Source organism: Sorangium sp. So ce321, from assembly GCF_051530195.1.
In the GTDB taxonomy this organism is placed as follows: domain Bacteria; phylum Myxococcota_A; class Polyangia; order Polyangiales; family Polyangiaceae; genus Sorangium.
Map to the genome: position 1 here is coordinate 6,707,451 of NZ_CP150329.1, position 26,208 is coordinate 6,733,658.

The window sequence follows — 26,208 nt, forward strand, 5'->3', positions numbered from 1 at the left end:
CCCGCCTTTCCCTCGATCACCGGACCAGGTACGCTCGGGATCCATGCTTGAAGAGCAAACGGGTCGTGGGGCGCCGGTCGCCGACAGCTTGCGCCGGGTCGGCGCGCTGTTCGAGCCATTCTCGCCGGCCTACGCGGACAGCCCCGCCCGCGCGCTCTATCAGACGGCCCACCGGGAGGCGCCGGTCGCCTACAGCGAGGCGTTCTCCGCCTACCTGGTCACCGGCCACGCCGAGGTGTCCCAGGTGCTCCGCGATCCGGTCGTGTTCTCCTCGGCGCACATCCTCGATCTGCCGCCGGATCTCCCGGAGGAGGTGGCCGCCGAGCTCCGGCGCGGGGTCTACGAGATGCCGCCTGCGCTCTTCAACAACGACCCTCCCGGACACACGCGCGCGCGGGCGCTGTTCTCCAGGGCGTTCACGCCCGCGCGGGTCGCCTCCCTCGAGCCCACGATCGCCGCCACGGCGGACGCGCTCGTGCGCGCGATGGCCCCGGGCGGCGGCCCGGTGGATCTGATGCAAGCGCTCGCCTTCCCGCTCCCGTTGCAGATCATCGCCGCCCTGGTCGGGATACCGATCGAGGACGCGCCCCTGCTCAGGGCCTGCCAGGACGAGCGGTTCAAGCTGTACGAGCCGGGGGTCGACACGGCGCGAAAGGTCGAGGCGGCGCGGAGGTTCGTCTCCTACGAGCGCTACCTGGCCGACCTCATCGAGCGGCGCCGCGCGGAGCCAGCCGACGACCTGATCACCGCCCTGATCCGCGCCCGCGTCGACGGCGAGGCGCCGCTGTCGGTTGAAGAGATGATCTCTCATCTCATCGTCATGTTCTTCGCTGGCTACGAGACCGTGGCGAGCCTCATCGGCTCGCTCGTGCTCCGCCTGCTCGAGGCGCCCGCGCTCTGGGACGCCATCGGCAGCGACGCGGCGCTGCTCCAGGCGGCCATCGAGGAGACGCTCCGGATCGACGCGCCGGTGCAGATGGAGCCGCGACGCGCGAAGGCGCCCGCCGTGGTGGGCGGCGTCGAGATCCCCGCCGGCGCCACGGCGTTCGCGTTCTTCGGCGCCGCCAACCACGACCCCACGGTCTTCCCGGACCCACAGCGGTTCGACGTGGATCGCCCGGTCAACCCGCGCGTGCGGCACCTCGGCTTCGGCTGGGGGGTGCACACCTGCATCGGCGCGCCCCTCGCGCGCATCGAGGTGAGGTGCGCCGTGCAGGCGCTGCGCGCGGCGTTCCCTGGCCTGCGGCTGGCTGGCGAGGGGCGCCCGAGCTACGCGCCGAGCATGTTCTTCCGCAAGCCCGCGGCCATGCCCGTGACGCTCGACGGACGCTGAGGGGCCGGAGACGGCACATCGCAGGGAGGCAGATCACATGAGCAGAGAGCTGCGCGCGCGCATCATGCAGATCGTCGGAACCGGCATGTTCACGAGCCTGTCGCTGGCGCTCGGCTGCCCGGACTACACCTCTACCGTGGTGTATGAACGCCCGGGCGGGGCCGGCGGCACGGGAGGCACCGGCGGCGAGGGCGGCTCCGCCGGTGAAGGCGGCGCTGGCGGTCAGGGCGGCGCCGGCGGCCAAGGCACCTCCTCGGAGACGAGGTGCTTCTCGCCGGAAGAGGTCCGGGCGAGCGCCAGCAGCGCCGGCGGCGGGGGCGCTGGCGGGGCCGGCGGCGCGGGGGGAAGCGCCGAGACCTGCCCGAGCCAGTACCACCCGAACCCCGTGTCCTGCGTGGTTTACGAGAACGGCAGGCTGGAGGACGGCCAGTGCTGCTACGACACGAACGACCCGGGCATCGGCGCGTGCGGCCGGCCGTTCCTCGTGGGCGGTGAGCCGCGACTCGCCGGCGTCGAGGCGCGGGCCGACTGGGTGCTCGACGCCGCGGCGGACGAGGCGCTCGGGCTCGACCCCGCGACGCGCGCCGCCCTCGCCGAGGCGTGGCTCGCCGACGCGCGCCTCGAGCACGCGTCGATCGCTTCCTTCGCGCGCTTCGCCCTCGACCTGCTCGCCCTCGGCGCGCCGCCGGCCCTGATCGACGCCGCGCACCGCGCCCTCTCGGACGAGCTGCAGCACGCCCGGGCCTGCTTCACGCTGGCGAGCCGCTACGCCGGCCGGTCGCTCGGCCCGGGGCCGCTCGCCATGGACGGCGCGCTCGACGCGCCGACGCTCGCCAGCGCCGCGGTCAGCGCGGTGCGCGAGGGCTGCGTGGGCGAGACGCTGGCCGCGCTGCTGGCGAGCGCGCAGCGGGACCGCGCGCGCGATCCGGGGGCGCGCCGCGCCCTGGACAGGATCGCCGCCGACGAGGCCGCCCACGCCGAGCTCGCATGGGCCTTCGTACGATGGGCCGTCGCGCGCGGCGGCGAGCCGGTGCGCGCGGCCGTGGCGCGCGCCTTCGACGAGGCGCTCGCGGACGTGCTCGCCGCGCGCGGCCCGGAGCGCGCCGGGATCGACGCCGCCGCGTGGCGCGACCACGGCCGGCTCACCGAGGCGGAGCGGGCGCGCTGCCACCTGGAGGCAGTGCGCGAGGTGATCGCGCCGTGCGCGCAGGCGCTGCTGTCCGCGCCGCTCCCCGCCCCCGCGGCCGGCGCCGGCCGCGTGATCGGCCCCCCGGCGTCGCCCGCGTGATCGGCCCCCCGGCGCCGCCGGCGTGCTCGGTCCCCCGGCGCCGCCCGCGCGAGGGGGTGAGACGGCGCACATGAGTTTTCTCGCCGCCTGGCCTACCTTCCCCTCATGACCGCGCTTCGCCAGCTCCGCCTCGTCGCGATCCTCGAGGGCCTGTCCTACCTCCTCCTGCTCTTCATCGCGATGCCGCTCAAGTACCTCGCCGGCCTGCCGCTCGCCGTCCGCGTGGTCGGCAGCGCCCACGGCCTCCTCTTCGTGCTGTTCCTCGCCGCGCTCCTTCGCGCCGCCGTCGCGCGCCGGTGGTCCCTCGGCCGCGCGTCGCTCGCCTTCGTGTCGTCGGTCGTCCCCTTCGGGACGTTTGTCTTCGATCGCTCGCTGCAGCGCGAGATCGCGACGACCCCAACGCCGTAGGCGGGCGGGCACGCCTCGGTCACCGCCCGCCCCGGAGCCGCCGCCCAGCGCCGGGGATGCGAGGCGCTCCCGCCGGAAAGCACGGCGCGGGCGGCGGCGCCCGCGTCAGCGCCCTTCCCTCTACCAGCCGCACGTCCTGCCGCGGTTCTGCCGGTCGAGCCAGTCCTTGAGCGGCGCGAAGTAGTCGAGCATCGCCGCCGCGTCCATCTGCCGTGATCCGGTCACCGCCTCGAGCACCTCCGGCCACGGGCGGCTCCGCCCCATCGCCATCATCTGCCGGAGCCGCTCGCCGGCCGCCCCGCTGCCGTAGATCGTGCAGCGGTGGAGAGGCCCCTTGTACCCCGCCGCGTCGCAGAGCGCGCGGTGGAGCTGGAACTGGAGGATGTGAGCGAAGAAGTACCGGATATAGGGCACGCTCGCCGCGATATGGTACTTCGCGCCCGGGTCGAAGTCCGCCTCGGAGCGGGGCACCGGCGGCGTGACTCCCTGGTACCTCGTCCGGAGCTCCCACCACGCCCGGTTGTAGTCCGGCGGCGAGATCTCCCCCGAGAAGACCCCCCAGCGCCACCGGTCGACAAGGACCGCGAACGGCAGGAAGGCCACCTTGCCGAGCGCCTCGTTGAGGAGGAGCGAGATGTCGCTCGACGCAGGGGGCGGCTCGGCCACGAGCCCGATCCGCTGGAGATACTCCGGCGTGACCGACAGCCCGATCGTGTCGCCGAGGGCCTCGTGAAACGCGGGATTGGGGCTGTCGCGGTACAGCCACGGCAGGGCGTTGTACTCCCGCTGGTAGAAGCTGTGTCCGAGCTCGTGGTGGATCGTATAGAAATCGTCAGCCGTGATGTCGATGCACATCTTGATGCGCAGATCCTCCTCGTCATCGATGTTCCATGCGCTCGCGTGACACACGACGTCGCGATCCGCCGGCTTGACGAAGAGCGACCGCTCCCAGAAGGTGGCCGGGAGCGGGTCGAACCCGAGCGAGACGAAGAAGCGCTCGCCCGTCCTCACCATCTCGATCGGCGTGAGCCCCTTTGCGCGGAGCGCCGCGTCGAGATCGTAAATCGGCGCCGCCCCCTGGGGCGCGACGACATCGCGGATGTTGCTCCAGTCCTGCGCCCACATATCGCCGAGCAGGTCGGCCCGGATCGGGCGCGCGCCGGGCACGACGTCCTCGCCGTAGGTCGCGGCGAGCCGGCCGCGCACGTAGCAATGGAGCGCGTCGTAGAGCGGCCTGGCCTGCCCCCAGAGGCGATCGACCTCGCGCGGCAGCGCGCCCGGCGGCATGTCGTACTTGGAGCGCCAGGCGTCGCCGGTGTCCTTGAACCCGAGCTCGCGGGCGCCCTCGTTCGCCAGCTCCACGAGCCGCGCGAAGTCGCCGCGCATGGGCGCGGACACCGTGCGCCAGCCGACCCACGCCCGCTTCAGCTCCTCGGGATCGCGGCTCGTGGCCATGATCCTGCCGAGCTGCTCGAGATCGAGGCACTGGCCGCCCGCGGGGCAGTACTTGCCCGCCCCGTACATCGCCTCCAGCCTCGACGCGATGGTCGTGAGCTCCTGGGTCCTCGCCGGGTCGGCGGGGGCGTAGAGCGTGAGGGAGGTGCGCAGGAGATCGAGCCGCCGGCGGACGTCACGGGGCAGATCGAGGCCGCGGTACCGGTCCGCCCGCTTGGCGAGGTCGGCCTGCGCCCCGAGCAGCTTCGCGCTCGCCGCGGCCGCGAGGCTCTGGGTGTCTTCCGTGATGTACGTCGACGCGACCCACGCCGCACGGTTGTTGTCGGTGCTGAGCCGGTGGAGCTCCGACTCCGCTGCGTCGACGAACCGCGCCGCCTCGTCTGCCGTCGGCGTCGGCGGCGAATCGGGCCGCGGCGTCCCGGGCGACACCGGAGGAGCGGGATCGGAGCAGGCCGCCGTGAGCGCGAGCGCGCCGCAAGGCAAGGCGATGGCGAACACCGGAACCATGCGCATCATTTCCAGCTGCTCCTCGGTCGCGGCCATCTCCGGCGTGGAGCCGTCCTTCCACCCCGATATCGATACATCGTGGGGTGCGCCTCGGCGCCGCGATCCTGATCGGCGTCTAAGGCCGCTCGCCGGCTCGAGCAACCCTCATGGCGGCGAGGCGGGGCTCGCGCGCGTCCGAGTCCGCGTCACCGCGCGAAGATCCCCGTCCATTTCGCGATCTCCGTGCGCGCGCCGGAAACAGACGACACGGAGCCTGGGCAGCATCACGGAGGACAGGTGTTCTCCGGCGCGGCACGCCCCCGTCGACGCAGTAGCTGCAGCCGTTGATCTGGCTCACGCGCAGGTGCACAAGCTCGAGCGTGGCCTGCGGTACGCCGCCCTTCTTCGTGGCCTTGAGCACCTCGAGGATGGCCGGCATGGCCTCGGGAATGATCACGGCGGGGTTCTTCATCCGTGGCTGGGTCGGGTGGTCCTTTCTCCTCTTGCTCTTGATTGCCGAAGCGCTCACGCCGTCCGCGGGAACACCCCTTCCTCGATGAGTGACGCTCGTAGCGCGACCGCGTCGGGGTGGTTGATCGCAAGCACAGCAATGGTGGCTCGTCCGATGGCGGAACTGCCCACGAGGAGCGGTCCATCCCAGCGGGAATGCTTGCTCCACCGGTCTTTGCGCGGGTGATAGAGGCGCACGATCCGCCCAGACGCTGGATCGATCCCGGCGATGTTCGGGCCCTTGTAGCTGTTACAGTAGAAGCACGCAAACCCGAGGTTCTCCGGAACAGTCACGCCGCCGTGCTTCTGCGCTATGATGTGATCGATCTCGAAAGGGATCGACGAGAGGGGCTGTGGGAGCTGACAGTACTCGCAGACGGCTTTTGCGCGCTGGATGACCAGCGCCACCAGCGAGGTGTCCATCCAGTCTAAGCAGCGACGCCGGCCCGCTTCAGCGATCGCCGCGCCTTCGAGTGCATGAGATCGACGAGCCGTCCAATGCGGCGATAACTCTCGATCTCGGCCTGCTCCTCGGCAGTGAGCTCGCCGAGCTGCGCCTTCAAAGCGAGCTCGTGCATCCGCGCGCGATCCTGCTCGTCGAAGGCCAGCTGCAGGATCGACCGGGCAGCTTCCGGGGAGAGGTCGTCCCGCTCGGGGCGGATGAGGCGGCCGAGGATGGCGCTCTCCTGTCCTGCGGCCGATCGCGGTGAGTCCATGGGGAGATGGTAGCACACCGCGGCATCCGCGTGGCGATCGCCTGGCGCCCCCCGGATGTCGTCCGGCACCGGGTCCGTCCGGCCGCCGAGCCGGCGCGACATCGACCTGGGTCGGATCGCCGGCCGGTGCGGGTCGCTCCGAAAATCTTCGCCGCCGATGTCGAGGAAGCGCCGGCGGCTCCGACGTCCCTGTGTAGCGCCGAGGACGGCGTGACATCGCGCGGACGAGGACACCATGAACACCATCGAAGCCCATCAAGGAACGCTCATCGCCACGACCGAGGCCGCCCCGACCCGGAGCGCGCTCCGCAGCGTCGGCGCCGTGCTCGGCGGCCTCCTCTCGACCTTCCTCATCACCACGGCCGTCGACCTCGCGCTCCACGCCTCCGGGGTCTTCCCGCCGCACGGCGAGCGGATGGCCGACTCGCTGTTCGTGCTCGCGCTCGCCTACCGCATCCCCTTCAACGCCGCGGGTTGCTACGTCGCGGCCCGGCTCGCGCCATCTCGCCCGATGCGCCACGCGCTCGCGCTCGGCTTCGTCGGCGTCGCCCTCGCCACCCTCGGCGCCATCATGATGTGGGAGTTTGGCCCCGCCTGGTACTCGCTCGCGAACATCGCGATCGCGCTGCCGTGCGCCTGGGCCGGCGCGCGGCTTCGAGGCGATCGCTCATGAGATGACGGGCCTGCGTCATGTCCGCACGCCACGTCGGACGGGGCGCGGCGCCCCCACCGCACGAGGCGGCGTGCGCGCGCTGCTCCTTGTCGCGGTGGACCGCTCGCCCGCAGCCCGCGTGCACGTCAGCTGACCAGACAGTCTCCGTCGATGAAGCGCACCGGCTTCCGCCCGCGCGCCCCCGCGACCCCCGACGCCCCGGCGGGGAAATACCGCTCCGCGAGCCGCCGGAAGCTCCGCTCTGTCTCGCGCTGAAACAGCGGCCGGAACAACGCCCGATCGATCCACCGCCCGAGCGCCCCCCAGCGCACCTCGTATGTGTACGACGTCGAGAACTCCACGGACCCATCCGCCGCAGGCCGGTACAGCCAGAGCCCGACCCCGCGGCGGATCAGCGACCGCGGATCCTCCGACCAGAACTCGAACGTGGACTGCTGACAAGGCCGGTGGAGCTTGTATCGCCCGCCGCCGCGGATGGTCAATCCGAGCAGATCCTTCTCGTAGCGCATCGCGGTCCCGGTCTGGATGACCTCCCCGAGCATGAAGATCCTGCTGAACCGATGGTCCCAGCTCGGGTGGAGCCGGTGATCCTGCGTGACCTCCCAGAGCCGCTCGACGGTGGTGCGGAGCCGGACGCGGACGTGGATCGGGGCAGGCCGGGGCAGGCGCCGCTCGACGAGCGCGAGCCCCTCCACCGCCGCGACGAGCGCCGCCCCCGCGCCCATCAGCCCGAGCAGCCCGCGAAGCCAGCCCGGGACGCCCGCGGGCGCGTACACGACCGCGGAGGGCAGGTGCCACCACGCCAGCGAGTCCACCGCGATCGCGTGCAGGTAGGCGCCGACGAGTACGCTCAGCACGATGTGCATCAGGTACTCACCGCCGGGCAGGCCTCCCTGGCTGCGCCGCGACGCCGGCTCGACGGCGACATCGGCCATCGCGACGCCGATATCGGCGACGAAGAGCGCCACGAAGCCGGCGTAGAAGGCGCCGTGGAGCTGGACGTTGGGCACGAGCGCGAGCTGGAGCGCATAGATGAACCCGCGCGCCACGTGGAGCCACCCCTCGACGCGCGACTCGGCGCGGTCCGCGAGGCGGCACCGGTACCAGTGGAAGTAGGCGATATCGAACGCGCCGAGGAGGCTGATTGCGGCGAGGAGAAGTGACGCGGTGGCCATGGTGCATCCATCCCTGGGCCCGAAGGACCCGAACCGAGCGGGGTCGCCCGCCCTTGTTCCCGCGTTCGGCGTTTGCAAGCCGCTCACCAACCCGAGCAGCCGCGCTTCGCGCCCCGATCCGCTGCCTCTGAGCGCGCGCGTCGGCCGCGCGCTGTCCACGCGCTTTCGTGGCTGTCCACGCCGTGGACACCCGGCTCGTCGTCCGCGCAGACAGCGGAGGGCGTGCCTGCGCTCTGGCGTGCCGCCGGGCGCGCCTTGAGCGGCCCGCGCCGGTCACGCCGCGCCGGCCCGCGCTCGCTGGCACGGCGATCGCAATCACAGCGCGCCATGAAACCCCGCGTCGGCGATCTCGCCCTGCACGTCGCCCGCATCAGCCTCTGCGCCACCGGCGTCGCCCTCGCTTCGCGCATCGACAGCGCGGCGCTCGCCGCGGCCGCGGGCGGCGCGCTCTTCTTCGCCGCCTTCGCCCTGATGCACGACGTCGCCCATGGCGCCCTCCGCCTGCCGCGCCGGGCGAACGAGATCGCGCTCACCCTCTCGGCCGCGCTGATGCTCATGAGCGGCCACGCCCTGCGCATCATGCACCTGCGCCATCACGCCCGCCCGCTCGCGCCCGACGACATCGAGGGTGCCCCCGCGCGCCTGCCGCTCCTGCGGGCGCTCCTCGGCGCCCCCCTCGCCGCCGTCGCCCTCCGCGCCGAGGCGTTCCGCGCCGCCGGCCCCTCCGGCCGCCGCTGCCAGCTCGCCGAGGCCGCGCTCAACCTCGCGTCGCTCGCGCTCCTGCTCGCGTCGCGGCGGCCTGCGCTCCTCGCCGTCGCAGGCGCCGCGGCGGCCCTCCAGCTCACCATGGCCGTGTGGGCCGCGTACATCCCGCACAACGCCCCGGCCTGGATGCTGGCCGCCGCCCGCCGGCTCGCCTTCACCCGCTCGCCCATCGCGCTCAGCCTCGGCTACCACGAGCGCCACCACCGCATCCCCGGCCTCCCCTGCAGCCGCCTCGCCCTCCCGACCCCCGACCGCAGGTGAGACGGCGGCCGCGAGGGATCCCTCGTTGGACACCCCTTCTTCGATGAGCAACGCTCGCAGGGCGCCCCCGAGGAATCGCCTCATTTGCAGCCATTTTCAGAGAGAAATTGAACAGGGAGGCGGGGAGACAGGGAGTATTTTGAAGATTTTCTCCCCGTCTCCCCGCCTCCCTGTGAATCTTCCGAAGAATTCGAGGGGATGCCTCGGATCGCGACCGCGTCAGGGTGGTTGATCGCGAGCACAGCGATGGTGGTGTATCCGATGGCGGAAAGTTCCACGAGGCGCCGCGGCCGGCGCGCGGTTGCTCGCATGAGTCCGCCGTGGCACCCTCGCCCTGATCCCGGGTGGGCACGCGCGGCGGACCTCGTGAAGCGGCTCGCTCGGCGGGGCTCGGCTCGGCTCGGACGGAGGATACAGAGATGAACGACACCAGGCCAAAGCTCGAGATCGTGGCCTCCCCGCGGCGGCCAGAGGGGCTGCGCAGGATCCATGGAAGGGGGGCGCGCTCATGACCGTCAAGCTCAACCACACCATCGTTCCGGCGAAGAACAAGAAGGTGTCCGCCACCTTCATGACCGAGATCCTGGGCCTCCCCGCCCCGGAGCCGTTCGGACATTTCCTGGCGGTGCGGCTCGACAACGACGTCACGCTCGACTTCATGGAGAGCCCCGAGGAGCTCCGCCCCCAGCACTTCGCCTTCCTCGTCAGCGAGGCCGAGTTCGACGAGATCTTCGGTCGGATCCGCGAGCGCCAGCTGCCGTACTGGGCCGATCCACAGGGGCAACACCCCGGCGAGATCAACCACCATGACGGCGGGCGCGGCGTGTATTTCCCCGACCCCGACGGGCACTACCTCGAGATCATCACCCGTCCTTACGGCAGCGGCGGCTGAGCGCCGTCGTCCCTTCCAGCCCTCAGTCCGGCATGCCGCACGTGAAATCGAGCAGCCGCAGCATGTCCCGGCGGGTCCTCGGGCCGTAGGTCTGGAACGACGGCATCGGCGCGTTCGCGTACTCCGCGCGAGCGCGGCTCACCTCGTCGACGGCCTGAGCTCTCTGCACCTGAGCGACGTCGACGCCGTAAACGCGCGCGGCGTTGAGGCCGAGGATCTTCGCCTTCCGCTCCCGGGTCAGCGCGGGATAGCCGTGACGCTCCTGGAACTCGGGGGTGATCTCGAAGGCCCGGAACGCCTGGATCTGGTCCTGCGGCGAGCCGAACCAGATGGCGTCCGTTCCCCACAGGATCCGGTCCTCGCCCACGTGCTTGAGCAGCTTGCCCACGACGTGCGCCGCCTCGTCCGGCTTCTTCATCACCTCGCGCCAGGTCGAGCCGAGCTCGGCGTACACGTTCCCGCCCGGCCCGATGCCGTTCTCCTGGAGCGAGCGTATCAGCGCGTCCACGCCGCGCGTCGCCTTCGGGTCATAAGGACCTTCGGTGAGGTCCGGCTCGTAACCGGAGTGGTAGATGAGGAACGTCGCCTTCGGAAACGCGCGCGCCGCCGGTCCCACGTCCTTCGGCCGCGTGTACTCCGGGTTCATTCCCGAGAGCGGGAGCCCCTTGTGCACGGCGAAGATGGGGACGCCGACGGCGATGCCGTGCTCGATCGTCCTCCGGCCCACCTCATCGTTCAGCCACCAGCCCTCCCCTGTCGGCCCCCACACCGTGTAGAGCTTCCACGCGCTGAGCTTCAAGGTCTCGGCCTGCCTGCGCATGTCGTCGGCGATCTTCTCCCAGGGCGCGGCGGTCGGCTGCACGACGCCGTGGATGCGCAGCCGATCCCGCCCGAGCTGCGCCACCTTCTCCCGCGTGCGCGCCGCCTCCTCGGTGAACATGGGCAGCGGATCCCCCCAGAGACCGGTCAGCACCGCGAGCTGGGTGTCGCTGTTCATGAAGACCTCGCGGATCAGCACGTCATCGGTGAAGCACTGCGCCCAGGCCGGCGCGCCGCAGTCCGCCTGCGGCGTGGTCCTGAGGAAGTTCGCGAGCGACGGCTGCCCCTCCTTCCACCAGACGCGCTCCGCGCTCACCTGGTGCGTCTGCACGTCGAAGATGAACTCCTTGCCTGTCAGCACCTCGTTCGCGGCGCCGCGGTCGAGCGTGGACTGCTTCGTGACCTGGTAGCGCCCGCCCGCGCAGCCCAGCTGGTTCAGCGCGAGGAAGACGGTCGCGGCGCCGCACGTGCTCGCCAGGTACTCGCGCCGGCTCATCCCGAGCTTCCGCGCGTTCTCGGCCGCGCTCTCCATCGCGCTCCGCTGCGCCTCGCGCAGCGCGGCGTCCGGCGGTCGCGGCCAGTACTCACCGTTGCTCGTCGCGTCGAGCTTCACCGGCAGGCGGAGGTCGTCGTCAGGTAGGCTCTTCTTCATTCCGTGGCTCCTGTTGGTTACGGCTCGTGCGTTGTTCACCGCGGCGCGCCGCCGTGACGCGGGCTCATCCCCACACCACGCGATCGAGATACAGTGCCCCCGGCGCGGGCGGCGCGAACGGCGGCGAGCACGGGGCGCATGGAAGCGTCGTGACGCGGCCGGGCCTGCTCGGCAAGGCTGTATATCCCGCGCCTTCGAGCTCATCAGCTCGATGCGCCGCGCTCCAGCTCGGCCCGCGCTCGGGACAGCAAGACCGCCCGGATCGCCTCCCTCGACGCGGACGTCGGCGCCCCGGGCAGGGCCGCGAGCCCGGTGTCGCCGACGACCGAGCGGATGAGCACCCGCTCGCCCCTCAGCCCCCGGCTTGTCTCGCTGGCACCGCGGCGGCCTTGCCCCCGCCGCCCGCGCGCGTGAGCGCATACGCGATGCCGCTCCGGAGCGTCCCGAAGGTGAGCACCGTCCTGAGGTCGATGCCGAGCGCCACCAGCGTCTGCGCCACATCGGCGCGGACCCCCGTGATCACCGCCTGCGCGCCGAGCAGGCGCAGCGCGGCCGTGGTCCTGAGCAGCGTGCCCGCCACCGCCGTGTCGATCGTCCGGATGCCGGTGATGTCCAGGATGACCGTCCTCGCGCTCACGTCCGCCGCGCCACGGAGCGCCGCCTCCTGCATCTGCGCGGCGCGATCTGCGTCGAGCGTGCCGATGAGCGGCATCACCACGACGCCCTCGGCGATGGGGAGCAGCGGCGTGGACAGCTCCGCGAGCCGCTCCCGCTGCGCGCGGATGACCTCTTCCTGCAAGATCACGCGCGCCTGCTCCGCCCGCCCCCGCTCCGCGAGCTCGACCGTCAGCTGCTCGTTCGCCTGCCGGAGCTCCTCGGTCCGGCGCTGCACGTTGCTCTCCAGGATCTCGTTCGAGCGCCGCAGCTCGTCCGTCACGCTCTGCACGTGCGCGTAGAGCCGCGCGTTCTCCACGGCGATGGCCGCCTGGCACGCGAGCAGCGAGGAGAGCTCGACGCGCGCCGGCGTGAACACCGACGACGCCGCGTTGTTCTCCAGATAGAGCACCCCCGTGCGCCTGCCCTGGTGCTTCAGCGCGAGGCAGAGGACCGAGCGGACGCGCTGGCGCGCGACATGAGGATCGTCCGAGAACGCCGCGCTCGTCGACGCGTCGTCGAGGACGAGGGTGCGGCCGGCGTGCGCGACGCGATCCACGATGGCCCGGCTGTAGTCGACCGCGGCGGCGGCGGGCGCCGCGCGGTCGACGGCGACGCCCGCCGGACCGAACGAGATCGCCGCCTCCGGGGCGAGCTCCCCCTCGCGGTCGAGGAGCAGCACGCCGCGCTGCGCCCCGGCGCTCTCGGCGATGATCCGCATCATCCGCTCGAGCACCCGGTCGAGCACGAGCTCGCCGGCGATCGCGTGCGCGGCGTTCATCACCATCTCCAGGTCGAGCACGTCCGGATGGCCTGTCGTCGACCTGTAGCTGGAGGTGCGGAGGGCGATGGTGACGGTGCTGCTCGTCATCTTCTGGTCGGCGTCGGCCCTGGCCGGCGCTGCCGGGCGGATGAGCAGCCCGGGGTGGTCCGCGGCGATCGACCGCACCTTGGTCGTCGCGCCCCACTGAAAGTAGCCGTAATAGGCGTCCGTCATGTAGCCGCGCGCGATCTTCGGCCTCCCCCGCGCGAGGTGGTACTTCGCCGCGAGCTCGTTCGCGAGCGCCTCGTCGCGGCCGATGCCGCTCCCGCGGGCCGCCGCGAGCGCCGCCTCGTACCCGTCCGTCGCCGCCGTGTCGTCGCCCCGGACGCGGGCGAGCTCCGCGTCCACGAGGAGGAGCTTGTGCCGGAAGTTCTCCGGGCAGCCCTCCGCCCAGCACGCGAGCTTGTCGCGCTGGGCCGCGATCATCGCCTCGTGGCGCGCCCTGTCGTCGGAGCTCGCGCCGTCGCAGAGCGCCGCCAGCGTCAAGCAGGCGAGCAGCGGGAGCTCCGTCATGATGTAGAGGCCCGACGCGTAAGCGGCGAGCTCCTCGGCCGCGAGCACGTGCTCGAGCGCCGCGCGGTGGTCCCCGCGCAGGAACAGCGCCTGTCCGCAGAGGACGTGCTGATAGTAGACGTGCACCTTGACGCCGCTCGACTCCGCCTCGGCGAGGACCTGCGCTTCATCGAACGCGCCGTCGCTCAGCGACCCCTCGTCCCTCGTCAGGCCGAGCAGGCACGCCGCCATCTGGCGGGTGAGCCGGATCATGCGCTCGGACATGACGTCCCTCGTGCGCTGGGTGAGCTTGATGTCCTCGCCGGCCTGCTTGAAGACCGCCCCGAGATCGTCGCCCATGCCGAGCCGGATGGAGAGGGCGTTGTTGACGGCGTACGAGAGGTACGTCAGGTCGCCCGTCGTGAAGCCCGCCTCGACGGCGCGCCCGAGCCGCGCGAGCGCGGCCCGGAGGGGGCGCGAGAAGATGAGCGGGATGCCCGTGTTCAGGTGGAGCTTGCAGAGGAGCTCGGTGCTCGGGAACCGCTCGGCGAGCGCGAGCGCGAGCTCGCCGAACTCGTAGCTCTGCCGGTACCGGCCGTACGCCCCGGCGAGGAGGAACGAATAGGTGCCATAGGCGAAGGGGGCGACCTCGGAGTGGCCTCGCTCCAGGCAGGTGTTCACGAGCTTCGTGAGGACGAAGAAGCCGATGGTCGTGCTCACCACCCAGCCGGGCACATAGACGTGCATGAGGAGGCGGAGGAGCGCCTTGTCGTCCGCCGACGCGAGCTCCGGCGCGTCCACGACGCTCGCGATCGAGCGGCCCGCGAGGTTCGTCTCCACGAGGGCCATCTGCTCGGCGAGCGCCGCCTGCCACCCGGCGTCGTCCGCGGGCGCGGCGATGCCGAAGTGCGCGAGCCCGGCGAGCCCCGCGCGCAGCGCCTCCGCGGGCTTGCCTGCCCCGACGTGGAGCGTGGCGCGCAGCGAGTGGATGTCCGCGCGCTCGGCCAGCGACCGCGCGCGCGCGAGGAGGTCGTCGAAGAGGAGCTCGGCCCGCTCCTCCTTGCCGCTCAGCGACGCGCACTCGGCCCACAGGAGGCGCAGGGCAAAGGCGAGATCCTCATCGCCCGCGGCGCCGCCGGGCGGGAGGAGCGAGGCGCCGGCCGCGAGGATCTCCTCGGCGGCGGCGCTCGCCATCCTGCCGCGGGCCCGCTTGCCGGCGGCGAGGTCGAGGCGCGCGAGCGCGAGCCGCTCGGCCGGATCCTCGAGGTGCGCCGCGCCCTGGTTCAGGTGGCGCACGAGCTCGAAGAGCTCGCCGTCGCCCAGGCTGCCGTCCGGCGGCGCCTTGTCGCGGAGGTGCCTGCCGATGCGGAGGTGGACCGCGCGCCGCTCCTCCGCGCCGAGGAGCTCGTACGCGGCCTGGTGCACCCTCTCGTGCGCGAAGCCGAACGAGCGGCCCTGCGCCGCGGGGAGCGCCGCGTCTCCGGCCTGCCCGGTCAGGGAGTCGAGGGCGCTGTAGCCCCCGTCGAGCGCGATGAGCAGGCCCTCCGAGAGCGCCTCCCACACGCCGGCGGCGAGCGCGCGGGGATCGCGGTCGCCGATCGCGACGAGCGGCTCGAGCGAGAACTCGGCGCCGATGCACGCGGCGAGCGCGAGGAGGCGCTGCGTCTCCGGCGTGAGCCGCTTCAACCTGCGGGTCAGGACGACGAGCACGTCGCCCGTGTCCAGCCGCTCGCGCACCTGATCGAGGTCCCACTCGAGCCGGCCGGCGCGCGGATCGAAGGCGATGAGCCCCTCGGCCTCGAGCGCCGCGAGGAGCTGACCCAGGAAGAAGGGGTTGCCCTGCGCCTGGCCGTCGATGAGCTCCGCGAGCGGCGCCGCCTCCGCCGCGGGGCAGCCGAGGGCGTCGGCGACGAACCGGCCGGCGCCGGCCCGCGACAGCGGGGCGAGCGCCAGCTCCACCACCGCGCCGCCGCGGCGCTCCACCTCGCGCCGCGCGAGCGCGAGCGGGTGGGCGTCATCGACCTCGGCGTCGCGGTAAGCGCCGATGACGAGCAGGTGACCGCTCTCCGGGTCGGTGAGCTGGGCCTCCAGCAGCCTGAGCGACGCGGCGTCTGCCCACTGGAGGTCGTCGAGGCAGAGCGCCAGCGGGTGATCGGCGGTGGCGACGACCCGGAGCGCGCCCTGGAGGGCGAGCGTCAGGCGGTTCTGCGACTCCGCGGGGCCGAGCGGCGGGATGGCCGGCTGCGCGCCGAGGAGCGGCCCGAGCTCGGGGATGATCTCGGTGAGCGCCTGCCCGTTGGGGCTGACCGCGGCGCCGAGATCCCTGGCGATGCGCGCCGACACCTCGCCGCGCTGCGCGAGGATCTGCCGGGCGAGATCGCCGAACGCGCGCGCGACGGCCGCGTAGGGAGCGCTGCGGCCCTGCGGAGGGTCGAACTTCCCGGCGATGAAGTAGCCTCGTCGCGAGGCGCTCAGCCGGCGGATCTCGTTCGCGAGGGCCGACTTGCCCACGCCCGCGCCGCCCCGGATGAGGACGAGCTCGGCCGCGCCGTCGCTCGAGCGCTCGAAGGCGGCGGCGAGCGCCGCGAGCTCCGCCTCGCGCTCGTGGAGCCGCTGGGGGAGCCGGACCCTGTCGCGGAGATCCGCCTCGCCGAGGGGAAACGGCGTGACCGCCCCGGCCTCGTCCCAGCCGCGGAGGCACCTCTCGAGATCTCTCCGGAGCGCCCCGGCGCCCTGATACCGGTCCTCGGCGGCCTTCGACAGGAGCTTCATCACGATGTTCGAGACCGCCTCCGGCACCTCCGGAGCGCGCTCGCTGAGCGGCGAGGGCGTCCGGGCGATGTGGCAGTGCACGAGCTCCAGGGCGTCGCTCGACGAGAAAGGGAGCGCGCCGGCGAGCATCTCGTAGAGGGTGACGCCGATCGAGTAGAGGTCCGTCCGGCTGTCGATGACGCGGTTCACCCGCCCTGTCTGCTCCGGAGAGATGTACGCGAGGGTGCCCTCGAGCGCTTGCGGCACGGGGGCCAGCTGGACTTCCTGCGACAGGCGCGTCGCGATCCCGAAGTCGAACAGGGTGATGCGAGAGCGCGCGCCGTCCACGAGCAGGTTGTGCGGCTTGATGTCCTTGTGGACGATGCGCCGGCGGTGCAGCGCGTCGACCGTGCCCGCGAGGGAGATAGCGAGCCGCAGCGCCGTGCCGACGTCGAGGCGCCCTTCCTTCATGATGTCGACGAGCGGGCGACCTCCGTCGTCGGCCAGCACGAGCGCGAGCGCGTTCCTGTGCTTCATCAGGTCGAGCGCCCTCGCGACCCCGGGGACGTCGATGTCCTTCAGGATGGCGTATTCGTGCCGGATCCTGGCGACGTCGCTCGGATCCGGGTACTCGCCCGGCGGCAGCTTGACCGTGACGTGCGCTCCGTCGTCGTCCCGGTAACCGCGGTAGAGCACCGCGCCCGTACCCGCGTATATCTGCTCCGTGACGACATAACGGTCGATGCGAAACATCTCCGCTCGTGACATTGCGCTCCCCCCGAATCGCGACAGGCGTGTCTGGCCGCGTGTCGCGCGGCGATGATAGTCTCACGCGCATCAACGGATCAAGCTGACAAGGCTGAATACAGCAGGAGCGGCGTGTCCCTCTGTAGGGCCGAGAACCACCCTGAGCTGAGAGCGGAAGGACGGCGATCCGGCGCGTTCGACGGGCTGTCCAGCGGAGCTCTACAGCAGAGATCGCTTGCTGGTGGGGTGCCGGAGCGGCGACAGCCATGTTGTCGGCGCTCGACCGGCACCTTGTTCTTCAGCGCGGCGAACGCCGGGAGCCACGTCTCCAGCCGGGTCACCATCGGCCCGTGAGACCGTTTCCTTCATCACCTCAGGCGACGAGAAATGGATCCGGGTGATGAAGGTGGACTCGCACTCTCGCGCGCGGGTGTGGAGCTCGCGATACCTTCCGCGGCGCCCCGGCGCGAGGGCCCGAGCCACGCCGACAGCGCGCGATCGAGGGCGAAGAACGTGAGCGCCGCCGCGGCCGCGACAATGGCGAGGAAACGGTAGTACTGCGGGAACATCGCCTCCCAGCCCGCCCAGACGCGGTGGGACAGGTTCACGTTCGCGGCCGGGGACGTGAGCGCGCGCGTCAGCCCCACGAGGGCGAGCAGCGCCCCGGTCGCCTTGAGCCAGGCGCGCCGCGGGAGCCCCATCTCCCGCACCGCGAGCACGGCGACGATCGGGCAGAGCACGTGCGGCAGGAACGTGGTCAGGATGAGCCCGCTCCCCGTCGCGATGTCGAGCATCCATATGGGGGTCCCGAACGCGAGCCACAGCAAGGCGATCGCGGCGAGGTCGGGCTTCGCGAAGAAGCAGCCGGCCGCGAGGAGCAGCGGCGCGACGTTGCACATCCAGAGCAGGTCCTGCGGCGAGCCCCGCCGCACGTGGTTGCCGCCGTGGATGACGAACGCCATGACCGCGAGGCCGCCCATCACCCGGAGCCGCGACGAGGACGGCGCCGTCCGCGGCCGCTGGCTCCCCGTTGCGCCGATCGCCACGGTCGACATGGCGATCAGCAGTACCCGCGCTCTCCGGGAGGCGCAACGTTTCGCCGGCGGCAGGCGCGGCGCGCGGCTCGGGATAGAGTGTCTTCGAGGCGCCGGGAGGCAAAAGCACGATGAGCGACGGATCACGTGAATGCGATCTGGCGATGAACGGCGGGATCACGAGCGGCGAGGCCCATGTGAGAGCCCATCTGTAGCCAGCGGGCTCCGGTCGCCCCGCCCCGACGCCCGCGGATCCGTCGCCTGGGCATTCCCTCGCGCGCGTTTCCTGACTAGCCTCCGCCCATGCTTCGCATCGCCGCCCTCCTCGCCACCCTCGCTCTCGCCGGCTGCGGCGGGGCCCCGAAGCCCCCGCCGGAGCCTCCGCAGCCCGCCCCGATCGCGTCCCAGCCCGAGCCGGAGCCCGAGCCGCCCCTGGACGACGCGCCGATGCTCGACGTCACCTCGGCCCAGCCGACCGAGATCCTGCTGGACGGCAAGCCCATCGGGACGACGCCGATCACGGGGCGCAAAGTCCCGCCCGGGACGCACGAGGTGACCTTCGTGGACCCGGAGCGCGGCAACCGGACCATGATGGTGACGCTCGAGCCGGGCGACGCGAAGACGGTCCAGGCGGACCCGCCGCCATCCATCCAGGAGAGCGGCGGCGGGGACGCCAAGGGCGACAAGCAAGGCGAGAAGAAGTAGCGCCGCAGCAAGGCGGCCTCGTGCGTCCGGCCCTCCTCGTCCGGCGTGCAGCGGGGCGGCCGCCCTGCCCGACGCCGCCCGCGGCGCGGCCGCTAGCTCGCGTACTCCGGCAACACCATCTCTCGCGGTAGCTTCTGGCTCACGTCGATCATCTGCTCGTAAGCCGCGAGCGGAGCCGTCGAGTGCTTCCTGGCGTACTGGATGAGCGAGTCGGACCAGGCGTTGAACAGCGCGAACACGCGGTCGACCACGGCCCTCGCCTCGAACCGCTGCTCCTCGGTGAGCTCCGGCAGCGTCGCCTTCGGCATTCCTTCAGACTTGATGAGGTGGCCAGCCTCCGCCATGTAGTGCTTCGTGCCGAAGAACTCACACTCGACGCCGTTCTCGAGCGCGATGCCGCGGCAGTGCTTGAATATCGTGACGGATACGGCCTCTATCGCCTCGACCATCGCGTAGACGCCGAAGGACTGTGTCTTCGACGCGATGGCAGCGAACTCGAGGCAGAGCTGCCGCGACACCTTCATCTCCGGGCTCCAGAAGACGCGGGCGGCATCGGACAGGCTGAGCTTCGGGTTCGCGCCGAGCCTGTCCAGGTCATCGAGCATCCACTGCCAGTGGAAGTCTTCCTCGTACGTGTGGATGTTCAGCATCCGCTGCAGCGGATCGTCGCGCCTCGCCCTCGACTCGTCCCGGAAGACATATTTGTTGAGGTCCGAATACGCCATGATGAACGGGATGACACAGGGAGCCCACGCAAGGCGCTCTCTCCCGGAGAGCCGCTGATTGTCGAGCAGCTCCGTGAAGAACGGATGACGCTCATAACCCTGCTGCCGCTCGTCGATGTAAGACAGGACTTGATACACCGTACTTCTCCCGCGTTGGGCGCCCAATGTGGATCGCCACGACTTCTCGGCGTCGAAGACCGCGTCAGCAGACGTGGTTCCCTTCGACGCCCACAGCTCTGCAGCCACGTCGTAATTTCGTTTACGAGCATCGACGCGCCGCCCGCAGGCCGGCGCGATGTGCCTCGGACGCACTACTATTAGCTCCGGAGCGGAAGCTGGGGGTGACACGTCCGTAAAGTTCTGATGTCCGTTCGATTCGATATCTCGCTCGACCGGCCTGCGATGGCCGTGTGAGCCTGGATGATCATCGAGTCGCACGGCTGGCCGCCGCGGCGGCGCTGGCCCTGCGCAGCGCCAGCGCCGCGAGCAGCGCGACCAGCCACGCGAGGCCGTACGCGGCCGCCGGGGACACCCACCCGAGGCCCGCGCGCAGGGCGACGAAGAACGAGGCGAAGCCGAGCAGGCCGCGCAAGAAGCCCGCGAGCAACGCCGCGGTGGCCGCCGCGCCGTACCGGGGCAACGTGAACGACGGCAGGACGTTGCCGGTGATCGGGACGGCGAGCAGAAGGCCGCTCACGCTTGCGGGCGCGACGCCGGCGGTGCGCATGACGAGCCAGCCCATGGCCATCGCGGCCACCACGCGGCAGGCGAGCTCGACGCGCGGGATGGTCACCTCGGCGGCGGACAGGGGCAGGCGCGGCAAGGCCAGCGCGCCCAGGGCCGTCGACAGCAGCGCCAGGGCGGCGGCCCACGCCGGGGGCAGCCGCAGCGCGAGCAGCGCCGCCCCCAGCGACAGGAAGACCCCGTTTGCGGCGACCAGCGCGGCGCCCCAGCGCCAGCGCGTCGCGCACCAGGCAAAGCAGATCACGTGGGCGACCGTGGCCGGCAGGCACGCCAGCGTCGCGAGCGAGATCGCGCTCACCTGGGCCGGCGTCTCCTGCAGCAGCACGAAGCCCGTGATCGTGCCCGCGATCATCGGCAGCCCGGCGATCGTGCCGCCCACGGCATGGCCGAAGCGGCGCGCCGCGAGCGAGGAAACGAGCACCGACGCGCCCACCAGCGCGAGCTTCAGCAGCACGCGGGCCCGGGCCTCCAGCGAGCGCGCCGCCGCGCGCAGCGCGCTGCGGTGTTCCTGTGGTGATCGTCCATCGAATCTACGGACCCAGGTCGCACAGGACGGCCGAGCTCGCGAGGCCGCCGTAGAACGGCCGCGCGCCCAGGTTGACCGTGGTGGCCACCCGGCGGCCGTCGCTCCAGATCGGGGAAGGGAGCTCCGTCTCGCCGTTCGACGCGAAATGCATCCAGTCGTGGTTGCGGGTCCACGCCGTGCCGTCCGTCCGGCCGAGGAACTGGTCGAACGGCGGTGCGTTGTGCAGGTAGGCGCTCGCGACGAGCCGCTCCGGCGTGCCCGCGAGATCCTCGATGATGTCCGCGGGAGTCAAGGTGCCGAGACCCCAGCCGAGGTCATCGCGCACGCGGTACACGCCCTGTCCCTGGGCCTTCTCCCACGCGTAGGCCTGCGGCGCGTCGGGCGGACCGATCTGCGCGAGGGCGTCCCCCGTCGCGGGGGACTCGGACCACGCGGCGCCGTCCCACTCCACGAACGAGGGTCCCCGGGAATCATCCAGGGCGTGCTTGGCGCACCGCGCGACCACGACCCGCGAGCCCGCGAGCGCGAGGCGCGCCATGATCGCGTCCCGTCCGCTGCACGGCGATGTGCCCACCGGCGACCACGCGGCGCCGTCCCAGTGGTGGAGCGTGTTGTCCAGCGCGACGTAGGCGTCCGAGGACGAGCGCCCCACGAGGTTCGAGGCTGCGGCGGCAGGCAGCGACAGGTCGCGCGTCCATGTCGCGCCGTCCTGGCGCCAGACCGAGCTCACGCCGGCGTCGGTCCCGACGACGAACAGCGTGCCGTCCGGCGCCTGCCACGCCGAGCGGCCGCGGATGGCCTCGGCGCCCGGGACCGGCGCCCACGTGCGGCCGTCCGCCGACAGGCGGGCGACGCCGTCGCCGACAGCGTAGATCTCGTCGCCAGTCCGGCCCGCGAACGACCTCCACGTCGGCGCGGGGGACTCCACGAGCGATGTCCAGCCGGTCGGGTCGAGCCGCAGGATCTGCCCGTCCGTCGAGCTGGCGTGGACGACACCCCCCGGGCCGATCCCGAGGTCCGGGCCGTGGGTCTGGGGTGGCTGCACCGGGGACGGCTCCGGGAGAGCTGCCGTCGCGACCCACGCGCCGCCGCTCCGGAGGAAGACCCGGAAATGATGCTCGTCCGCGCTCGGGTCGTAGCAACTCACGCTGATGGCCAGCGTCCCGCCCTCGGCCGCAAAGTCGCCGTAATAAGTGATGTTGCCAGTCCCGCAGTCGAAACCTGGCTGCAGCACCAGCGAATCGCCCGACACCAGGTAGAGATTCCTGTCGCCGGCGACGAACACCTCTGTTCCATTGCCCGCGACGTCGAGGTAGCGCTGCGGCGCCGGGCCGGTGAGCTCTCGCCAGCGGGAGCCGTCCCACCGCCGGACGCCGGAATCGTAGGTCTCGAAGAGGTTGGTCGGATCGCCCCAGAGCGCGCTCGGGATGCCGGTGCCCATAGGGAGGATCCGGCGCCAGCCGGTCGACGGATCGTACAGCCCGATCGTCCCGTCGAACGAGGTGAGCGCCAGGGTCCCGCCGACGTTGTAGACGCGGCTGGCGGCGGCCGGAGCCTCCGGAACGGCGATGTTGTACCAGGTCCCGCCGCGCCGGTACGGGATGTGGGTCCTGTCGCCGGTGGAGAGCGCAACCCAGTCTGTCCCGGCAGCGACGTTGTGGAGCGTAGTACGCGGTCCGAAGCCCGTCATCGTCCAGCCGCAGCGCGTGAGGTGCATGACGTGCGAGGAGCTCAAGTACTGGCCGCCGGTGACCCACAGCCCCTCCTCCGAGATGGCTGGAGCGGGGTAATCGTACGCCGGAGGGACCTGCGACCAGCCGGTGCACGCGCCTGCGCGCCAGGGGGGGCGCTGCTCGTAGGGCACGTCCGGCGGAAAGACCCACGGGGTCGCGCCGGCGGGCGGCGTCGGCCAGCGATCATCGCGCGCCGCGCTCGCGCCGGGATCGCGGGGCTCTCCGCACATCGACGCGGCGCGGTCTCGCCCCACGTCGCGCCGTGTCGCGGCGTCTCCGCATGCGCCATCATGCGCCATCATGCGCCCTCCGGAGTGACACACACGGTGATTCAGTCCCGATATTGCCTTCTTCCGCACGGACAAGGTCGTGGCACAACAGTTGCTCAAACGTGAGCCATGGCCTTTCTCTCTCCTCGATCGGAGCTCCTCGCTCTCGCCTTTGCCGGAGCGGCCTTTGGCCTCGCGGGCTGCTCGGGGGGCGTCGCCACCCCGGGCTCGTCCGGCGGTATGGCGGAAACGAGCGGCGGCGGCGGGAGCGGCGGCGGCGAACCAGCCGGCGATGTCGACGTGCCCTGCGAGAGCAGCGAGGACTGCGACGCCAGCGAGTACTGCCACTTCAGCGATTACGGGTGCGGGCTCGGCGAGACCTCCGGCACCTGCACCAAGCTCCCCCTCGAGTGTGGCCACGGAGGGGAGCCGGTCTGCGCCTGCGATGGCCAGATCGAGATCGAGCACTGCCCGGAGCTCCGGCGCGTCGACATCTCGGCGAACGGGGCCTGTACGCCGCCGGACGGCACGTTCGCCTGCGGCTTCAGGTTCTGCGAGACGGGGACCGAGTACTGCGAGCGCATCGATTACCCGAGCTGGCACCCGGGTCTCGTGGCGTTCGTCTGCCGTCAGCTCCCCGCCTCGTGCAACGGCAGCGACACGTGCGCGTGCCTCGAGGGCATCGACTCCGATTGCCCGGAGACCTCCTGCGAGATGGACAGCGCCGGCCACGCCCGGGTCTTGTGCGTCGATTGAGCCCTCGCCGCGCGCGGCTCGGCACAGGGCCCGGCGGGCTGGCCGCGGCCTGGCGCTCGCCAGGGCGATCCGTCGGAACGGATCGCGCGGAGCTCGCGCCTTTGGTTACGCGTGGGGCGCGACGATGCCCTGACCGAGGCCGCCGTCGACGGGCAGCTCGACGCCGGTGGTGAAGGTCGCGTCGAAGGCGAGGAACAGCACCGCGCGGGCCACCTCGTCGGGCGTGCCGATGCGCTTCATGGGGGTGATCTCGTGGCCCTCCTTCTCGAAAGCCGCGAGGACCTCCGCGGGGGCGCCCGTGACGCCCATGGTCGGCGTCTTGATGAACCCCGGGCTCACCGCGTTCACGCGGATCTGCCTGGGCAGGAGCTCCGCGGCGAAGACCTGCGCGAACGAGCGGAGCGCCGCCTTCGACCCGGAGTAGACGCTCATGCCGGGATTGCCGCCCTCGTTGGCGATCGAGGTCGTGAAGACGATGGAGCCGCCGTCCCGGATCAGCGGGGCCAGGCGCTGCACCGTGAAGAAAGCGCCCTTCGCGTTGACGCCGAAGGCCCAGTCGTACGAGGCCTCGGTCACCTGATCGAGCCGCTCCAGGCTCGCGACGCCGGCGTTGACGAACAGGAGATCGATCTGGCCGAGCCGCTCCGCCACGATCGCCCGGAGCGCGTCGATGTCGGCCATGCTCCCCGTATCGGAGCGCACGGCGTGCGCGCCGGGGCCGAGCTCGCGCCGCGCGGCCTCGACGTTCCGCTCGTTCCGGCCGGTGAGCAGCACCTCGGCCCCGCCGTCGAGGAGCGCCTTGACGGTGGCGAGCCCCATGCCGTGGGTCCCGCCGGTGACGACAGCCTTCTTCCCTGCATAGCGCTTCATCGCATGTCCTTTCATCGCGTCACGCGCCCTCGCGCAGCACCTTGATGAGCGCGCCTGGAGACTCGGCGCCGTGGCCCGCGGTCACTCCCTTCCTGAAGAGCCCCGCGGCGAACATCGGCAGATCGGTGTTGAGCCCCGCCTCCTTCGCCTGCCGCACGAGGATCTCGGCGCCCCGCCAGCAGGCGTCCAGCGAGCTCTCCGGATCCCCGAACGCTCCAGACTGGATGACGTGGGCGTCATGCTTGATCATCGCGCCGACGGCCGGCGCGACGTCGGCCAGCATCGAACCCAGGTCGGCCACGCTCAGGCCCTCTGCCTCGCAGATGCGAGCGCCGTGGTAGAAGCCGAGGAGCCCCACGAACACGTACGAGAGAAACGCGAGGTCCAGGGCCGACGCCGTGCCCACCTTCTCCCCGAGGTAAGGCACGGCGCCGGCCATGCGCTCGAGGAGCGGCTTGGTCTTCCGGTAGGCCGGGTCCGAGCCCGAGACGAGGATGGTGCTCTCGGGCTTTCCGATCTGGCTCGGGATGGCCAGGATGGCGCCGTCGAGGTAATCGACGCGCTGCTCCTTCGCCCACGCCTCGCCGCGGCGCGCGTCCTCGGGCGTCCCCGTGCTCAGCTGGACGAGCACCTTGCCGGCGAGGGCGGCGGCGACGTCGCGCGCCTCCAGCAGGCGGAACGTCGCGTTGTAGTCGGCGACGCAGACGACGACGACGGCGCTCGCCTGGACCGCCTCCGCGACGCTCGCCGCCAGCGCCGCGCCCTGCGCGACGAGCGGCTCGGCCTTCGCGGCCGTCCGGTTCCAGACGGTGACGCGGTCGCCGCGCTCGAGCAGCACCCGCGCGAGCGCGAAGCCCATGGGACCCAGGCCGATGACAGAGACTTCACTCATACGATGTCCTCCGTTGGCTCACCCGCGTGATGGCGGGCGCGCTTGCTCGCCATGGTTGGGGCCCGCGCGGGGCGCCGTCGCGCACGTTCGGACGCGCGGAGAGCACGTTCGGACGCCATCGGACATCGAGCGCATCGGGGCACATCCGGATGCCCCCGGACGCGGGAGCAGCAGCGCATGGCGCCCGGCGCGCCGCCGGTGGATACTCGGGCGGGATGCAAGCCATCGGCACACAGGAGCAGGCCGCGCCCCGCCCGCGCCTCGGGATGCGCGTGGACGTCCTCACGACTCAGCCCGGCGTCATCGCGCTCGAGGCATCGGACGACCACCGGCTGCGGGTCCTCGCGGGGCCGCCGGTCCGCGGGATCTGCGGTGTCCAGCGGCTCCTCTACACGCGCGGCGATATAGACATCCTCCCCGCCGGGTTCGCGGACGTCTGGGAGGAGGAGGACGCGAACACGTCGCTCATCCTGCGGCTGTCCCCTTCCCTCCTGCGCCGCGCGGCCATCGACATGGGTCGCGATCCCGACACGGCCGGCCTCGATCTGCGCCACCAGCTCAGGGATCCGCAGATCCAGCACATCGCCTGGGCCCTCGACGCCGATCGCATGGCCGGCCACCCGGGCGGGCTGCTCTACACCGAGAGCCTGGGCCTCGCCCTCGCGGTGCACCTGCTCGGCCGCTCCCCGGCGCCGAGCAAGCCGCCGCGCGGTCTGTCGAAGCTACAGCTGCGGCGCGTGACGTCGTACATCGAGGAGCACCTCGATCAGAACCTGTCCCTGGAGCGGCTCGCCGGCGTCGCCGAGGTCAGCGCGTCCCACCTCAAGACCCTGTTCAAGCGGTCGACCGGCCTGCCGGTGCACGAGTACGTCGTCCAGCGCCGGGTGGAGCGCGCGAAGGCGCTGCTCCTGCGCGGCGAACTGCCTGCCAGCCAGGTGGCGATCGAGGCGGGGTTCGCGCACCAGAGCCACATGGCCCGGTGCATGCGCCGCGTCCTCGGCGTGACGCCGACGGCGCTGGCCCGCCGCCCGGCCGCGCGCTGATCGGCGCCTGC

23 protein-coding genes are annotated in these 26,208 nt (G+C 71.9%); 9 read left to right on the plus strand and 14 right to left on the minus strand.

Annotated features, from left to right (window positions below; genetic code table 11):
* Window positions 1–43: 43 nt before the first annotated feature.
* The 3 genes from WME89_RS24770 to WME89_RS24780 all read left to right on the plus strand — a co-directional run bounded on the left by WME89_RS24770 (window position 44) and on the right by WME89_RS24780 (window position 3,029).
* A complete protein-coding gene (locus WME89_RS24770) occupies window positions 44–1,333 on the plus strand; it encodes a cytochrome P450 (protein WP_438011548.1) in 1,290 nt (429 codons plus the stop codon).
* A gap of 37 nt (window positions 1,334–1,370) precedes the next feature.
* A complete protein-coding gene (locus tag WME89_RS24775; protein ID WP_438011549.1) occupies window positions 1,371–2,621 on the plus strand; it encodes a ferritin-like domain-containing protein in 1,251 nt (416 codons plus the stop codon).
* A gap of 105 nt (window positions 2,622–2,726) precedes the next feature.
* Window positions 2,727–3,029 (plus strand): DUF3817 domain-containing protein, encoded by a 303-nt coding sequence (locus tag WME89_RS24780; RefSeq protein WP_437841349.1) that lies wholly within the window; start codon window positions 2,727–2,729, stop codon window positions 3,027–3,029.
* A 120-nt stretch (window positions 3,030–3,149) separates the two neighbouring features.
* Here WME89_RS24780 and WME89_RS24785 read toward each other — a convergent pair whose 3' ends face one another.
* The 4 genes from WME89_RS24785 to WME89_RS24800 form a co-directional block, all read right to left on the minus strand.
* Window positions 3,150–5,000, minus strand: coding sequence for a M2 family metallopeptidase (locus WME89_RS24785; protein WP_438011550.1), 1,851 nt, complete (start codon window positions 4,998–5,000; stop codon window positions 3,150–3,152).
* Between the two features lie 106 nt (window positions 5,001–5,106).
* A complete protein-coding gene (locus WME89_RS24790; RefSeq protein WP_438011551.1) occupies window positions 5,107–5,442 on the minus strand; it encodes a carboxymuconolactone decarboxylase family protein in 336 nt (111 codons plus the stop codon).
* 53 nt (window positions 5,443–5,495) lie between these two features.
* A complete protein-coding gene (locus tag WME89_RS24795; protein ID WP_438011552.1) occupies window positions 5,496–5,903 on the minus strand; it encodes an HNH endonuclease in 408 nt (135 codons plus the stop codon).
* 5 nt (window positions 5,904–5,908) lie between these two features.
* The gene (locus WME89_RS24800) at window positions 5,909–6,196 is read right to left on the minus strand and encodes a hypothetical protein (RefSeq protein ID WP_438011553.1); all 288 of its coding nucleotides are present in this window, start codon (window positions 6,194–6,196) and stop codon (window positions 5,909–5,911) included.
* Window positions 6,197–6,431: 235 nt separating this feature from the next.
* On the opposite strand from WME89_RS24800, the gene WME89_RS24805 reads away from it, so the two are divergent.
* Complete coding sequence (locus WME89_RS24805) at window positions 6,432–6,869, plus strand: hypothetical protein (protein ID WP_438011554.1); 438 nt, start codon at window positions 6,432–6,434, stop codon at window positions 6,867–6,869.
* A 125-nt stretch (window positions 6,870–6,994) separates the two neighbouring features.
* On the opposite strand, the gene WME89_RS24810 is transcribed toward WME89_RS24805, so the two are convergent.
* Entirely contained in the window at window positions 6,995–8,044 is a 1,050-nt protein-coding gene (locus tag WME89_RS24810) for an SRPBCC family protein (protein WP_438011555.1), read from the minus strand.
* A gap of 327 nt (window positions 8,045–8,371) precedes the next feature.
* Here WME89_RS24810 and WME89_RS24815 point away from each other — a divergent pair, with 327 nt between their 5' ends.
* Together WME89_RS24815 and WME89_RS24820 are read left to right on the plus strand one after the other, a co-directional pair.
* The gene (locus WME89_RS24815; RefSeq protein ID WP_438011556.1) at window positions 8,372–9,070 is read left to right on the plus strand and encodes a fatty acid desaturase; all 699 of its coding nucleotides are present in this window, start codon (window positions 8,372–8,374) and stop codon (window positions 9,068–9,070) included.
* Between the two features lie 508 nt (window positions 9,071–9,578).
* On the plus strand, window positions 9,579–9,962 hold the full coding sequence (locus WME89_RS24820) for a VOC family protein (protein WP_438011557.1): 384 nt from the start codon (window positions 9,579–9,581) through the stop codon (window positions 9,960–9,962).
* A gap of 22 nt (window positions 9,963–9,984) precedes the next feature.
* On the opposite strand, the gene WME89_RS24825 is transcribed toward WME89_RS24820, so the two are convergent.
* From WME89_RS24825 to WME89_RS24840, 4 genes are all read right to left on the minus strand, one after another.
* Complete coding sequence (locus WME89_RS24825) at window positions 9,985–11,433, minus strand: amidohydrolase family protein (RefSeq protein ID WP_437663675.1); 1,449 nt, start codon at window positions 11,431–11,433, stop codon at window positions 9,985–9,987.
* A gap of 203 nt (window positions 11,434–11,636) precedes the next feature.
* Window positions 11,637–11,774 (minus strand): hypothetical protein, encoded by a 138-nt coding sequence (locus tag WME89_RS24830; protein ID WP_438011558.1) that lies wholly within the window; start codon window positions 11,772–11,774, stop codon window positions 11,637–11,639.
* Window positions 11,775–11,785: 11 nt separating this feature from the next.
* On the minus strand, window positions 11,786–16,906 hold the full coding sequence (locus WME89_RS24835; protein ID WP_438011559.1) for a protein kinase domain-containing protein: 5,121 nt from the start codon (window positions 16,904–16,906) through the stop codon (window positions 11,786–11,788).
* 362 nt (window positions 16,907–17,268) lie between these two features.
* A complete protein-coding gene (locus tag WME89_RS24840) occupies window positions 17,269–17,955 on the minus strand; it encodes a hypothetical protein (RefSeq protein WP_438011560.1) in 687 nt (228 codons plus the stop codon).
* A gap of 282 nt (window positions 17,956–18,237) precedes the next feature.
* Here WME89_RS24840 and WME89_RS24845 point away from each other — a divergent pair, with 282 nt between their 5' ends.
* Window positions 18,238–18,639 carry a PEGA domain-containing protein gene (locus tag WME89_RS24845; protein ID WP_438011561.1) on the plus strand — a complete coding sequence of 134 codons (402 nt, stop codon included), beginning with the start codon at window positions 18,238–18,240 and terminating at the stop codon, window positions 18,637–18,639.
* A gap of 92 nt (window positions 18,640–18,731) precedes the next feature.
* Here WME89_RS24845 and WME89_RS24850 read toward each other — a convergent pair whose 3' ends face one another.
* The 3 genes from WME89_RS24850 to WME89_RS24860 all read right to left on the minus strand — a co-directional run bounded on the left by WME89_RS24850 (window position 18,732) and on the right by WME89_RS24860 (window position 22,669).
* The gene (locus WME89_RS24850) at window positions 18,732–19,502 is read right to left on the minus strand and encodes a hypothetical protein (protein ID WP_438011562.1); all 771 of its coding nucleotides are present in this window, start codon (window positions 19,500–19,502) and stop codon (window positions 18,732–18,734) included.
* A 286-nt stretch (window positions 19,503–19,788) separates the two neighbouring features.
* Window positions 19,789–20,562 (minus strand): hypothetical protein, encoded by a 774-nt coding sequence (locus WME89_RS24855; RefSeq protein ID WP_438011563.1) that lies wholly within the window; start codon window positions 20,560–20,562, stop codon window positions 19,789–19,791.
* Window positions 20,563–20,638: 76 nt separating this feature from the next.
* The gene (locus tag WME89_RS24860) at window positions 20,639–22,669 is read right to left on the minus strand and encodes a hypothetical protein (protein WP_438011564.1); all 2,031 of its coding nucleotides are present in this window, start codon (window positions 22,667–22,669) and stop codon (window positions 20,639–20,641) included.
* A gap of 96 nt (window positions 22,670–22,765) precedes the next feature.
* On the opposite strand from WME89_RS24860, the gene WME89_RS24865 reads away from it, so the two are divergent.
* Window positions 22,766–23,392: a hypothetical protein gene (locus tag WME89_RS24865; RefSeq protein ID WP_438011565.1), complete on the plus strand. Its 627-nt coding sequence runs from the start codon at window positions 22,766–22,768 to the stop codon at window positions 23,390–23,392.
* A gap of 105 nt (window positions 23,393–23,497) precedes the next feature.
* Here WME89_RS24865 and WME89_RS24870 read toward each other — a convergent pair whose 3' ends face one another.
* Window positions 23,498–24,262 carry an SDR family oxidoreductase gene (locus WME89_RS24870; protein WP_437627720.1) on the minus strand — a complete coding sequence of 255 codons (765 nt, stop codon included), beginning with the start codon at window positions 24,260–24,262 and terminating at the stop codon, window positions 23,498–23,500.
* A gap of 19 nt (window positions 24,263–24,281) precedes the next feature.
* Window positions 24,282–25,154, minus strand: coding sequence for an NAD(P)-dependent oxidoreductase (locus WME89_RS24875; protein ID WP_438011566.1), 873 nt, complete (start codon window positions 25,152–25,154; stop codon window positions 24,282–24,284).
* Window positions 25,155–25,369: 215 nt separating this feature from the next.
* On the opposite strand from WME89_RS24875, the gene WME89_RS24880 reads away from it, so the two are divergent.
* Window positions 25,370–26,197: a helix-turn-helix domain-containing protein gene (locus WME89_RS24880; RefSeq protein ID WP_438011567.1), complete on the plus strand. Its 828-nt coding sequence runs from the start codon at window positions 25,370–25,372 to the stop codon at window positions 26,195–26,197.
* Window positions 26,198–26,208 lie beyond the last annotated feature (11 nt).

What these genes read in the sequence shown, in the direction of transcription:
- WME89_RS24770 (WP_438011548.1), top strand. Translation starts at nt 44, where the DNA reads ATGCTTGAAGAGCAAACGGGTCGTGGGGCGCCGGTCGCCGACAGCTTG.
- WME89_RS24775 (WP_438011549.1), top strand. Translation starts at nt 1,371, where the DNA reads ATGAGCAGAGAGCTGCGCGCGCGCATCATGCAGATCGTCGGAACCGGC.
- WME89_RS24780 (WP_437841349.1), top strand. Translation starts at nt 2,727, where the DNA reads ATGACCGCGCTTCGCCAGCTCCGCCTCGTCGCGATCCTCGAGGGCCTG.
- WME89_RS24785 (WP_438011550.1), bottom strand. Translation starts at nt 5,000, where the DNA reads ATGATGCGCATGGTTCCGGTGTTCGCCATCGCCTTGCCTTGCGGCGCG.
- WME89_RS24790 (WP_438011551.1), bottom strand. Translation starts at nt 5,442, where the DNA reads ATGAAGAACCCCGCCGTGATCATTCCCGAGGCCATGCCGGCCATCCTC.
- WME89_RS24795 (WP_438011552.1), bottom strand. Translation starts at nt 5,903, where the DNA reads ATGGACACCTCGCTGGTGGCGCTGGTCATCCAGCGCGCAAAAGCCGTC.
- WME89_RS24800 (WP_438011553.1), bottom strand. Translation starts at nt 6,196, where the DNA reads ATGGACTCACCGCGATCGGCCGCAGGACAGGAGAGCGCCATCCTCGGC.
- WME89_RS24805 (WP_438011554.1), top strand. Translation starts at nt 6,432, where the DNA reads ATGAACACCATCGAAGCCCATCAAGGAACGCTCATCGCCACGACCGAG.
- WME89_RS24810 (WP_438011555.1), bottom strand. Translation starts at nt 8,044, where the DNA reads ATGGCCACCGCGTCACTTCTCCTCGCCGCAATCAGCCTCCTCGGCGCG.
- WME89_RS24815 (WP_438011556.1), top strand. Translation starts at nt 8,372, where the DNA reads ATGAAACCCCGCGTCGGCGATCTCGCCCTGCACGTCGCCCGCATCAGC.
- WME89_RS24820 (WP_438011557.1), top strand. Translation starts at nt 9,579, where the DNA reads ATGACCGTCAAGCTCAACCACACCATCGTTCCGGCGAAGAACAAGAAG.
- WME89_RS24825 (WP_437663675.1), bottom strand. Translation starts at nt 11,433, where the DNA reads ATGAAGAAGAGCCTACCTGACGACGACCTCCGCCTGCCGGTGAAGCTC.
- WME89_RS24835 (WP_438011559.1), bottom strand. Translation starts at nt 16,906, where the DNA reads ATGTTTCGCATCGACCGTTATGTCGTCACGGAGCAGATATACGCGGGT.
- WME89_RS24840 (WP_438011560.1), bottom strand. Translation starts at nt 17,955, where the DNA reads ATGTCGACCGTGGCGATCGGCGCAACGGGGAGCCAGCGGCCGCGGACG.
- WME89_RS24845 (WP_438011561.1), top strand. Translation starts at nt 18,238, where the DNA reads ATGCTTCGCATCGCCGCCCTCCTCGCCACCCTCGCTCTCGCCGGCTGC.
- WME89_RS24860 (WP_438011564.1), bottom strand. Translation starts at nt 22,669, where the DNA reads ATGATGGCGCATGATGGCGCATGCGGAGACGCCGCGACACGGCGCGAC.
- WME89_RS24865 (WP_438011565.1), top strand. Translation starts at nt 22,766, where the DNA reads ATGGCCTTTCTCTCTCCTCGATCGGAGCTCCTCGCTCTCGCCTTTGCC.
- WME89_RS24870 (WP_437627720.1), bottom strand. Translation starts at nt 24,262, where the DNA reads ATGAAGCGCTATGCAGGGAAGAAGGCTGTCGTCACCGGCGGGACCCAC.
- WME89_RS24875 (WP_438011566.1), bottom strand. Translation starts at nt 25,154, where the DNA reads ATGAGTGAAGTCTCTGTCATCGGCCTGGGTCCCATGGGCTTCGCGCTC.
- WME89_RS24880 (WP_438011567.1), top strand. Translation starts at nt 25,370, where the DNA reads ATGCAAGCCATCGGCACACAGGAGCAGGCCGCGCCCCGCCCGCGCCTC.